Raw genomic sequence first — 12,792 nt, 5'->3', positions numbered from 1 at the left:
AGCTTGAAAACTACATACATGGTTTTGGTGATGATTGTTAATCGTATTTTGAATCAATTTTAACCTGCGTTTCTTGGTCAAGCCCTCACCCGATTAGTAACAGTCAGCTCCATGTGTTGCCACACTTCCACCCTTGCCCTATCTACCTCGTCGTCTTCAAGGGGGTTTACTTCATAAGAATGGGATATCTCATCTTGAGGGGGGCTTCACGCTTAGATGCCTTCAGCGTTTATCCCTTCCGGACTTGGCTACCCGGCCATGGCTTTGGCAAGCCAACCGGTCCACCAGCGGTCCGTCCATCCCGGTCCTCTCGTACTAAGGACAGCTCCTCTCAGATATCCTACGCCCACGCCGGATAGGGACCGAACTGTCTCACGACGTTCTGAACCCAGCTCGCGTACCGCTTTAATGGGCGAACAGCCCAACCCTTGGGACCTACTACAGCCCCAGGATGCGATGAGCCGACATCGAGGTGCCAAACCACTCCGTCGATGTGAACTCTTGGGAGTGATAAGCCTGTTATCCCCAGGGTAGCTTTTATCCGTTGAGCGATGGCATTCCCACTTAATACCACCGGATCACTAAGCCCTACTTTCGTACCTGCTCCACCCGTCGGTGTCGCAGTCAAGCTCCCTTCTGCCTTTGCACTCTTCGAATGGTTTCCGTCCATTCTGAGGGAACCTTTGGGCGCCTCCGATACCCTTTCGGAGGCGACCGCCCCAGTCAAACTCCCCGCCTGGCATTGTCCCACCGCCGGATTACGGCGGCTGGTTAGAAGCCCAATATCACAAGGGTGGTATCCCAACAGCGGCTCCGCGGCAACTGACGTTACCGTTTCTCAGCCTCCCACCTATCCTGTACATGCAACACCGGACCCCAGTGCCAAACTGGAGTAAAGCTCCATGGGGTCTTTCCGTCCTGGCGCGGGTAGCCAGCATCTTCACTGGCACTTCAATTTCACCGGATGTATTGCCGAGACAGCGCTCAAATCATTACGCCTTTCGTGCGGGTCGGAACTTACCCGACAAGGAATTTCGCTACCTTAGGACCGTTATAGTTACGGCCGCCGTTTACTGGGGCTTAAATTCAAAGCTTCGACTTACGTCTAACCTCTCCTCTTAACCTTCCAGCACCGGGCAGGCGTCAGCCCATATACCTCACCTTTCGGTTTCGCATAGACCTGTGTTTTTGCTAAACAGTTGCTTGAGCCTATTCTCTGCGGCCTGCTCTCGCAGGCACCCCTTCTCCCTAAGTTACGGGGCCATTTTGCCGAGTTCCTTGGCAATACTTCTTCCGCCGGCCTTAGGATTCTCTCCTCATCCACCTGTGTCGGTTTACGGTACGGGTACAGTATAAACAATAGCGGCTTTTCTTGACGCATGGCTCACGGGCTTCGCTACTAAAATTCGCTCCACATCACGTCTTCCCATTGCATGGCGGATTTTCCTACCATACTGGTACCTCGCTTGTACCGGGCTTTCCATTCCCGGCTCCCGCTCTCCTTACGTGTCCCCACAGTTCTGTTATACTGCAGTACAGGAATATCAACCTGTTGTCCATCGGCTACGGCTCCCGCCCTCACCTTAGGTCCCGACTCACCCAGGGCAGATCAGCTTTACCCTGGAAACCTTGGATATTCGGCCTAGAGGATTCCCACCTCTATCTCGCTACTCATTCCGGCATTCTCTCTTCTATACAGTCCACAGCTCCTTACGGTACTGCTTCTTCCCATATACAATGCTCCTCTACCAATCCTTTCGGATTCCTTAGTTTCGGTGGCGCGTTTCAGCCCCGGACATTTTCGGCGCAGGACCTCTCGACCAGTGAGCTATTACGCACTCTTTGAATGTATGGCTGCTTCTGAGCCAACATCCTGGTTGTCTTCGAAATCCCACATCCTTTTCCACTTAACGCGCACTTTGGGACCTTAACTGTAGGTCTGGGCTCTTTCCCTTTTGACCGCCCAACTTATCTCGTGCAGTCTGACTCCCGGTGATATCTACACGGCATTCGGAGTTTGATATTCTTCGGTAGGCTTTGACGCCCCCTAGGAAATTCAGTGCTCTACCTCCGCAAGACTCACACCGAGGCTAGCCCTAAAGCTATTTCGAGGAGAACCAGCTATCTCCGGGTTCGATTGGAATTTCTCCCCTATCCACACCTCATCCCCACCCTTTTCAACGGATGTGGGTTCGGTCCTCCACTACCTCTTACGGCAGCTTCAACCTGGACATGGATAGATCACCCGGTTTCGGGTCTACTCCTACTGACTCTGGCCCTCTTAAGACTTGGTTTCCCTACGGCTCCACACCTGAAGTGCTTAACCTTGCCAGTAAGCGTAACTCGCCGGACCGTTCTACAAAAAGTACGCGGTTGTGCATATAAAGCACTTCCACAGCTTGTAGACACAGGGTTTCAGGTTCTCTTTCACTCCCCTCCCGGGGTCCTTTTCACCTTTCCTTCACAGTACTATGCGCTATCGGTCACTAAGTAGTATTTAGCCTTAGGGGGTGGTCCCCCTTACTTCCCACAAGGTTCCTCGTGTCTCGTGGTACTCCGGATCCTGCTCAGTCAGCTTGGCTTTCACGTACGGGGCTTTCACCCTCTCCGGCCGGCTTTCCCAAAACCGTTCTGTTAACTTCGCTGAATCTTAAATGCAGTCCATGACCCCGGCATGCACGCACACCGGTTTAGGCTCCTCCGCGTTCGCTCGCCGCTACTTACGGAATCGATGTTTCTTTCTTTTCCTCCGGGTACTTAGATGTTTCAGTTCCCCGGGTTCCCTTCCATACGTTATGGATTGGCGTATGGATGCATGAGGTCTTCTCATGCGGGTTTCCCCATTCAGAAATCTCCGGATCACGGGATATTTGCTCCTCCCCGAAGCTTTTCGCAGCTTATCACGTCTTTCATCGGCTCTTAGTGCCAAGGCATCCGCCCTGTGCCCTTATTGCTTGACCTTTCGCTTCATCACCCTAGCGTAGGTGATGCGGTCTCTTGATTCTCTGTTGTATCACGCTCTCGCGTTTTACAACGGTGTTTGATTACTCTGTTCATAACAGATAAATCGATGTCTTCCTATCTTTGCGTTTGCATTAATTTCTTAATACTTTGCGTTTAAGGATATTTGATTAACTTAATCAAATTTCATGTATGCAGTTTTCAAGGTACAATGCTGACTGATGTTTTATCAGCCATCTGAAAGGACAAACTAGCTTTTTAAACTCTCAGATCACTGGTAAAACCAGCTATATATTCTCATCAGGTATCTCTCCTGTTTTTCTTTTTTTGATCTGGCGCCCACCTGCTCTCCCACACCGTCTCCAGTGCAGTACCATCGGCCGATTGGGTCTTAACCGTCGTGTTCGGGATGGGAACGGGTGTGTCCCCCAACCGCATCGGCACCAGAAATCTTTCAGCTTGATAGCTAAACAGTAAAACACATCTTGTTTCTCTACTTTTTCCTTAGAAAGGAGGTGATCCAGCCGCACCTTCCGATACGGCTACCTTGTTACGACTTCACCCCAGTCATCGGTCCCGCCTTCGGCAGCTCCTCCCTTGCGGTTAGGTCACTGACTTCGGGCGTTACTGACTCCCATGGTGTGACGGGCGGTGTGTACAAGACCCGGGAACGTATTCACCGCGGCATTCTGATCCGCGATTACTAGCGATTCCAGCTTCATGTAGTCGAGTTGCAGACTACAATCCGAACTGGGACGTTATTTTTGGGATTTGCTTACCCTCGCGGGCTCGCTTCCCTTTGTTTACGCCATTGTAGCACGTGTGTAGCCCAAATCATAAGGGGCATGATGATTTGACGTCATCCCCGCCTTCCTCCAGGTTATCCCTGGCAGTCTCCACAGAGTGCCCACCTTATATGCTGGCTACTGAGGATAGGGGTTGCGCTCGTTGCGGGACTTAACCCAACATCTCACGACACGAGCTGACGACAACCATGCACCACCTGTCTCCCCTGTCCCGAAGGAAAGGAACGGTTAAGTTCCGGTCAGGGGGATGTCAAGACTTGGTAAGGTTCTTCGCGTTGCTTCGAATTAAACCACATGCTCCACCGCTTGTGCGGGTCCCCGTCAATTCCTTTGAGTTTCATTCTTGCGAACGTACTCCCCAGGTGGAATGCTTAATGCGTTTGCGGCGGCACCGAAGAGCTTTGCTCCCCGACACCTAGCATTCATCGTTTACCGCGTGGACTACCAGGGTATCTAATCCTGTTTGCTCCCCACGCTTTCGAGCCTTAACGTCAGTTACCGTCCAGTAAGCCGCCTTCGCCACTGGTGTTCCTCCTAATATCTACGCATTTCACCGCTACACTAGGAATTCCGCTTACCTCTCCGGCACTCAAGACGGGCAGTTTCCAATGCAGTCCCGGGGTTGAGCCCCAGCCTTTCACATCAGACTTGTCCATCCGTCTACGCTCCCTTTACACCCAGTAAATCCGGATAACGCTTGCCCCCTACGTATTACCGCGGCTGCTGGCACGTAGTTAGCCGGGGCTTCTTAGTCAGGTACCGTCATTTTCTTCCCTGCTGATAGAAGTTTACATACCGAGATACTTCTTCCTTCACGCGGCGTCGCTGCATCAGGGTTTCCCCCATTGTGCAATATTCCCCACTGCTGCCTCCCGTAGGAGTCTGGGCCGTGTCTCAGTCCCAATGTGGCCGTTCACCCTCTCAGGCCGGCTATGGATCGTCGCCTTGGTAGGCCGTTACCCTGCCAACTAGCTAATCCAACGCGGGTCCATCTTATACCACCGGAGTTTTTCACACCAGACCATGCGGTCCTGTGCGCTTATGCGGTATTAGCAGCCATTTCTGACTGTTATCCCCCTGTATAAGGCAGGTTACCCACGCGTTACTCACCCGTCCGCCACTAGAAACAATCTAAATCTGCCGAAGCTTCAATAAAAGGTTTCCCGTTCGACTTGCATGTGTTAAGCACGCCGCCAGCGTTCATCCTGAGCCAGGATCAAACTCTCTGATAAAATGTTTGATTCAATCTCAAGACAACCGTTTGGCTATCTCTCGTTTTTACTGCTAAATAGGTCGTAACTCCGACTCGCTTCCGCTCATCGGAGCAGGTTCATGCTTTCGCATTCACCCGAACCGTTCTTTAAATGTAAAGAAATTTTCGAGAATCGTATGTGTTTCACTGTTTAGTTATCAAGGTTTGTTGTGTCTGTCTCTCAGACAGCTCGTTTATTTTATCTCATCTCTTTTTGTTTGTCAAGCACTTTTTTAAGTTTTTTTCAAACATTTTTGAGTTAAGATTTTGTTGCCGCTTTGTTGGCGACTTGGATACTTTATCATATCTTCTGTCTTTTGTCAACTGTCAATTTCATTTTTCTGAAATTCTTTTTAATTGTTTGTTTTTCAAAAACAATTATTTGCGACAGCTCAGTTATAATACCACTGGGAGTTATGCTTGTCAACCATAAAATTCAAATTTTTTTGATTATTTTGTTTGTTTGGCTAAATTTGTTAATTTCCATTGGCATGGAGGGACCACTGGCTACGCACGTCACATTTCCAATGTGGACAGTGCGAGGGAAGGCGATCTCAGAGTTCCGAAGCCCGAACGCCCTCCCTCGCGCTCCCACCCCGTTGGGCACGGAACTCGTGTTACATCTTCGATGTGTAACATTATTGACTTTTGTCTGTATGCTGCGATATTCCGTATGGAGCGTTGTGCCGAGGAACCCCCTCACGTCACACTCTTCTAATCTCACCATCATACCAATACCGCTTCACCCTCACACTACTCATCAACACAGGACAGGGCGCAATCGCGTCCGCATCCGTCCTTCACCCAATTGACTACCAGCCGTGGAGCTGGGGTCTGTCCGGGCAACTCTGCAGGAGGGTCGAAACTACTTGGGCTGCGGGGATCGGCGTTATTTTCAAAAATCCTGCTGTCTGAGCGCAGCGAGTTCAGGATTTTTGGAAATGGTTTTAGCCGATTCACGGAGTCCTAGTAGTTTCCCCCGACGAAGCCCTGCCCGGCCAGACCCCAGCTCCACGGCGTACGTTCGTTAATACAAAAAAAGAAGCCCCAGACCACAAACGCCGCAGTCCGGAACCTCTCCACTTCACACATCAATTATTCTTACTATCTGACTTCGCACTACCAGAATCTGTCGAAGAATCCTTACTATCATCTTTTTTCGCCTTCTTATCTGTACCGGCCTTGCTATCCTTACTTTCAGAAGTCCCATCTGCCTGCATGATCTTGTTCAGCTCCTGGATCATTTCCTCATCTTTGAGCCGGAACTTCACCTCTACACGCCTGGACGCATCCTTATCCACATTCCCATCTGCATCCAGAACAGGATCTGACATGGAATGTCCATTAACAGTCAGGCAATCCTGAAGTTCCTGAATCTGCTTATCCTTCAAAAAATCCCCCTCAATATCCAGAAGATACTGAGCCACAGCCAGAGACCTCTTCTGTGACAGTTCCAGATTATAGCTGTAATCACCATCCGTATCTGTATAACCATCAATAATGATCTCGCCAAGATACTTCTTATAAGAATCAGCCAGAAGAACCTTACAATATGTAGGCAACACCATAGACAACGTCATCTTACCGGAATCCGTAAGTTCAGCCTGATCATAATCAAACATAACGTTAGCGTTCAATGTCAGCGCACCAGTCTGGGAATCAATATCAACATTGAGATTCTTTTTTGAAAATTCCTTCTGCAAAGCCTCCACAACCTCAGCCTTCACACCAATGATCTTATCGATCTTCTGCTGCTGAGTTGCCAAAAGCTCTGTCTTTTCATCCAGTGCAGACTGCTGCTCCTCAAGAGTATCCTGCTGGGCACTTAGTTTCTTTTTCTGCAAAGCCAACTTCTTCTGCTGCTCCTTAAGTGTTTTCTGCTGTTCCTCGAGGGTCTTTTGCTGTTCTGTAAGCCTCTCCGCCAGAGAAGAAAGCTTTTCATCCTGAGATTTGATCGTTTCATCCTTGGACTTGATCTGTTCATCCTGACTTTTCAAAGTACCAGCCTGCTCATCAAGAGTCTTCTGTTTCTCCAGAAGTTCTTCCGTATACGTTTCCTGAAGAGCAATTTTTTCATCCCTCTCCTTCAGGCTGTCATCATAGCTCTTCTGTGCCTGAAAAAGGGTAACGCACATGATCAGCACAAAAAGAAGCAGAACACCTGCCATCATGTCCGAATAAGAACGCCAGATATTGAAGCCTCCATCCTCTGACCTTCGTTTTTTGCGCATTAACAATTCTCTCCTTTATTTAAATAAGCCAAAACGTCCCTTCTGGGCTACTTTTGTCATCTCACGGATACTCCTCTCAATCTCATCAAGAAGAGCCTCCTGTCTCGCACCCTGGCCATCCAAAAGATCTTCCAGACTGTCAAGTTTCTCCTTCAGTTCCTGCACCCCGACACCGCTTCCATATCCCCACGGCTGACCGGCAACCAGATGAATATCACGATTATTCTTCGCAGTCTTGATCTCAGAAAGAAGTCTGCGTACCTCATCCAGTGTTGCACTGACCATTTTCTGGCTCTCAGTGAATTCATTCATCTTAGTCTCAAAATTCCCGATCATCTTCTTATCTTCACGAAGAAGCTCTGCGCTGATCTTATTGGAATCTGCTGCAGTCTTCATGCCCTCCGCTGCACTGTCCACATACTGGCGCATAGACTCATTGCAGGACTTCCAAAGATCAGACGATGCTTTTTCATTCTCGTGCATATGCTCTGCAAGCTTCTCATACTCTTTCTTCTGAAGCTGCTGGATCATCTGGTTATCACGGATAATACGGTCTGCAGTCTTCATATATTTACTCTGCATCTCATCGATCTCTGTGATAGCATCACGCATAGCTCGTTCCTGTTTGGTAAAGGTTTCGCTCAGCTGGCTACTCATGGTCTTATAGAGCTCGGAGGTATACTCTGTATTATCCTTCTGTGCTTTCTTAAGTTCTGACAGAGCATCATTAAAGTCCTCAAACTGCATCTGAAAAGATCCGTGCATCTCACTCAAAAATGTATCCAGAATCTCGCGGATAGCATCCTGCTGCCCTTTAGTCACAGAAGCAGTCAGCATATCAAGGGAATCGTTCATCTTCCGGAATGTCGGTGTGATCACCTTCTCAAAGCTGTCTGCCATCTGCACGGAAAACTGTTCTGCCATTTGTTTCATGGCCTCAGTCTGTGTCTTCTGGCTGGAAACAAGAAGATTCCATGATTCATTCTCTGCAGTAGGCAGTACCAGTGCATGAAAACGATCCAGAAAGTCCTGCATAGCCTGGGACATGGAAGAATATCCGCTCTTCATCCCGAATGTATACACAACAGACAGCGCAACGCCATAAATAGAAGTGAGAAACGCAACCTTGATTCCATCTACCAGTGCAGATACGGAAGTTGTCATCACTTCATAATCCGTAGGCTGAAAATTCTTCAGTCCCCACACAAGACCAATAAATGTGCCAAGAATACCAAGGCTTGTAAAAATATCCGGAGCCATCTCCAGAAGACGCTTGTGAATATGAACATCCACATCATCAATGTTCACGAAGTCCTCCACCTCAGCAATTCCTTCTTCTGTCCGGCTGATGCTGTCGACAAAATCATCCATCTTCTTATCCAGATATTTGTCGCCAAAAAGCCCCCGTAACTGACTGATTTCTTCTTTTCTGGCCCTTCCCGGAAGCTGAAACACTTCTGTGATCTCACTTGCTCCATGCCTCAGAGCTGCTGTCAGATTATCCATCCGGTATAACCCGGCAAAAAGTCCCACAGCATATATGATCACCATGATCCCCAGAAAAGCAAAATTATAAAATAATACATTTCCGGACCCCTTACCCACATAAGCAGTGAGCGTCGCGGCTGCCGCGGCTACTGCCAGAAACAGCACTGTATTCATAAACTTTTTTCCCATAATTTGCCTCCCCTTATTCTATAGCATTTTCATAAATTACTGCTATATTTTCGAAAAAAGTCTGTCTTTTGTACCATAGTATCATAACACATCCCACAAAACAACAGTAAAGGACAATTCCCCTTCAAAAAGAACTGTCCTTGTTACTGTTCACCGGCAATATCCCGCGAGGATAAAAGTATCCGCCGCTTATTTAACATTCACACCTTGATCCTGCAGGCTGCATCATCACTGATCAGGATTCTTCGTCCTTCTGACACCAACAATCACGCCTCCGAGGATCCGGCTGATCACCTGCACACTCTTGCCTTCCCTGACATCATACTGCCTGATCTGATCCATGACCTCCGGCATTCCGGTCATCCATTTGATGGTATAACTTTCACCTGCATTGGTCTCATTTAATGACTGCATATACTCACCCCATTTCATATGTCACGTCACTGTCGGTAATTATTCTCTCTCCTTGTGTAATCTTGTCAATCGGATATTCGCAATCCGCTTTCGCTACTTGCTCATAACCGAATAACTGCTCCGCAGTTTATCAGGAGGGGCTTGTACCCCTCCTGATACAAGTAAGTCCCACCCACTGCTTATTGCTCCTCGCAATTGAAGCAGGGGACTTACTTGATTCGGTTAAATTAACGCGCAATTCTGTATACTTATAGAATTAGGAGAGTTTAACTTTTATTTTTCTGAAATATTTGTTTCTTCTGTATATTTTATCTCGCTTTATCGTAATTAGTCAATCGCAACCTGTATATTTTTCACAAAAAAACAACGCAGAACAACCACTACAGTTATTCTGCGTTTCTCAGTACTATTTATGCGTAAACTTTGTCTTCTTCCAGAAGTACTGTTTTCCCATTCTTCACTTCTACAAGATTGACGCAGCAGTTCGGCGGCACGCATCCGTGCCAGAAATTCTCCGGATCATGATAGATATTCTGGAGGAGTGCACGGACTGCACATCCGTGGGAAGCAACCAGAACCGTTTTATCCGCAAGGGACGGATCTGAAGTTTTTTCTTCCCAGAAATCTTTTGTGCGGGCAATCACATCAAAGATATCCTCTCCATTTTCCGGCCGTTTAAAATTCACAGGATCACGGAAAAATGTCTCAACCTGCGGATCAATATAATTCCCCTCTGCATCTCTCACACAGCCGCCTTCCAGATCACCGAAATTAATCTCCTGAATACGCTTGTCCGGTATGATTGGAACATTTCGGTCGCCCAGAACGCACTCTGCCGTCTGCCTTGCCCTTGAAAGCGGACTGGTAAAACAGATATCAAACTTTACATCCTTTAAAGCCTCGCCTGTTTTTTCCGCAAGGAGAATCCCTTCTTTCGCAAGAGGAACATCCGCTGCGCCCTGGAGCTTTTTTAATTTATTCCACTCTGTCAGGCCATGTCTTACAATATAGATCAGCATCAGCTTCTCAGCTCGATTCCAAGTCCGTTCAGTCCGTTCATGATTTTCTTCATTACTGCTGAGATCTCATTCTCTCCAAGAGTCTTGTCATGAGCACGGAATACCAGTGAATAAGCCATGGATTTGAAGCCTTTCTCAATCTGTGCACCTTCATAGATATCAAACAGCTGATAGCTCTCCAGAATGTTTCCGCCTCTCTGGTCAAAGATCTCCTCGATCTGTCCTGCAAGAACTTCGTGAGGAACTACAAGGCTTAAGTCACGTGTTACAGCCGGATATTTTGCAATTCCGGTGTATTTGTGGTTGAATCCTGCAAATTCAAGAACATCCAGGATATCGATCACTGCAATATACGCCTTCTCACCGATGGAGTAGTTATCTGCAACAGATGGATGAACCTCTCCTAAATATCCGACAACTTTACCCTCATAAATCATATTTGCCTGTCTTCCAGGATGAAGGAACGGCTTCGCGCTCTTCGGATCATAATTAATTTTTTTCTTCATGCCGATTTTCTCAAAGAACTCCTCGCATACACCTTTCATGTCGAAGAAATCACCTTTTCCATACATTCCAAGTGTAAACATGGTACGCTCATCCGGAAGCTCTGTGATCGGCAGTGACTTCGGAAGATAAACATTTCCAAGTTCGTAAAGGCGAACATCTTTGTTACGTCTGTTATAGTTAGTGGAAAGGGATGCAAGCATACCGTTCAGCGTACTTGTACGCATGATGCTGTAGTCCTCTCCAAGCGGATTGCTGATAGTGATAACTTTACGAAGATCACTGTCTGCAGGGATACAGAGCTTATCAAATACCTTCGGGCTTTCGAAAGAATAGGACATTCCTTCTGAAAATCCGCAGTACTCGGCAATATCTCTTGCAACTTCCTGGATACGAAGTTTGAACGGAAGTTTACCTGTTGTAGCCTCTCCTGTCGGAAGTGTCATCGGAATCTTATCATAACCGTAAAATCTTGCAACTTCCTCTGCAACATCTGCATTGCAGTGGATATCCTGACGGAAAGTAGGTGCAACGATCTCATCTGTCTTCTCGTCATATGCCAGCTCTACACGTCCGAGATATTCGATCATCTCTTCTTTTGTAAGACTGGTTCCAAGAAGCTTGTTGATCTTCTCCGGCTCAAATTTAACTCTGGATGGCTCTCTTGTCTCATTGCAGACATCAACCATTCCTCCGACAACCTCACCTGCGCCAAGCTCTTCCATCAGCTGGCATGCGCGGTCAATAGCTGCCTGTGCATTGTTCGGGTCAAGACCTTTCTCGAATTTACCGGAAGCATCTGTACGAAGACCGATTCTCTTGGAAGAAAGACGGATACTTGTTCCATCGAAGCATGCAGCCTCAAAAAGAACTGTCTTCACATCATCTGTGATCATGGAGTTTTCACCACCCATGATACCGGCAATACCAACTGCTTTCTCACCATCGCAGATCATCAGAACGTTCTCGTCCATAGTACGCTCCTGGCCATCCAGTGTAACAAATTTCTCATCCTTTCCCGCACGACGTACAACGATCTCTTTGTTTGCAATAGTATCCAGGTCATACGCATGCATCGGCTGTCCAAACTCTTCCATTACGTAGTTTGTAATATCAACCAGATTGTTGATCGGACGGATTCCGTTGGAAGCCAGGCATCTCTGCATCCACTTCGGAGACGGACCGATCTTGACATTTTTTACAACTCTTGCACAGTAGCGCGGGCAGAGCTCCGGATCCTGCACAGTAACCTTTACATAATCGGAAGCTTTTTCATCATTTCCCTTAATCTCTACAACAGGCGGGCAGAATTTCTTCTGAAAAGTTGCTGCTGCCTCTCTTGCGATTCCAAGAACACCGTAGCAATCCACACGGTTGGAAGTAATCTCATACTCAAATACCACATCGTCAAGACCAAGTGCTTTAACAGCACTCTCACCGACTACTGCATCCTCAGGAAAAATATAGATTCCGTACTCCGGTGCTTCCGGATACATCTCTCTTGTACTTCCCAGCTCTTCAATGGAGCACATCATACCGCAGGACTCCACGCCGCGAAGTTTGCCTTTTTTGATCTTGATTCCGCCAGCAGTCATTTTTCCGTCATGACCGCCTGCAACACGTCCGCCATCAAGAACAACCGGAACTTTGTCTCCCTCTTTTACATTCGGAGCACCTGTTACGATCTGTACGCTCTCTGTTCCGATATTTACCTGGCAGATGATCAGCTTGTCTGCATCCGGATGTTTCTCGATCTTGTCGATCTGACCGATCACGATTTTGTCAAGATCTGCATCCAGCTCTGTAAAGCCTTCTACCTTTGTACCTGTTAAAGTCATGGCATCTGTATATTCCTGTGCCGTTACATCCAGATCCGGCACATATGTTTTAATCCAAGATAATGAAGTATTCATTTTGGTTGTCCCTTC

The 12,792-nt window shown here is 47.6% G+C and carries 5 protein-coding genes and 3 rRNA genes; all 8 read right to left on the bottom strand.

Annotated features, from left to right (window positions below):
• Nucleotides 1-73: 73 nt before the first annotated feature.
• A 23S ribosomal RNA gene (locus AC04Q4_RS01825) occupies nt 74-2,960 on the bottom strand.
• A gap of 331 nt (nt 2,961-3,291) precedes the next feature.
• A 5S ribosomal RNA gene (gene rrf / locus AC04Q4_RS01820) occupies nt 3,292-3,409 on the bottom strand.
• 60 nt (nt 3,410-3,469) lie between these two features.
• Nucleotides 3,470-4,999 (bottom strand): 16S ribosomal RNA (locus AC04Q4_RS01815).
• Together the 16S, 23S and 5S rRNA genes form the textbook arrangement of a ribosomal RNA operon.
• Before the next feature lie 1,111 nt (nt 5,000-6,110).
• Entirely contained in the window at nt 6,111-7,250 is a 1,140-nt protein-coding gene (locus tag AC04Q4_RS01810; protein WP_476388370.1) for an OmpA family protein, read from the bottom strand.
• A 15-nt stretch (nt 7,251-7,265) separates the two neighbouring features.
• Entirely contained in the window at nt 7,266-8,927 is a 1,662-nt protein-coding gene (locus AC04Q4_RS01805) for a MotA/TolQ/ExbB proton channel family protein (protein WP_476388369.1), read from the bottom strand.
• 228 nt (nt 8,928-9,155) lie between these two features.
• Entirely contained in the window at nt 9,156-9,341 is a 186-nt protein-coding gene (locus AC04Q4_RS01800; protein WP_476388368.1) for a ferrous iron transport protein A, read from the bottom strand.
• A gap of 410 nt (nt 9,342-9,751) precedes the next feature.
• Nucleotides 9,752-10,360, bottom strand: coding sequence for a histidine phosphatase family protein (locus AC04Q4_RS01795; RefSeq protein ID WP_187307664.1), 609 nt, complete (start codon nt 10,358-10,360; stop codon nt 9,752-9,754).
• Complete coding sequence (gene pheT, locus AC04Q4_RS01790; RefSeq protein WP_173739137.1) at nt 10,360-12,777, bottom strand: phenylalanine--tRNA ligase subunit beta; 2,418 nt, start codon at nt 12,775-12,777, stop codon at nt 10,360-10,362. Before pheT ends, AC04Q4_RS01795 begins: the two co-directional genes overlap by 1 nt.
• Between the last annotated feature and the right edge of the window lie 15 nt (nt 12,778-12,792).

The organism is Blautia sp. HA8986 (assembly GCF_056504635.1).
The sequence above is the reverse complement of the archived record's forward strand: the minus strand, read 5'-3'. Positions and strand labels throughout refer to the sequence as shown.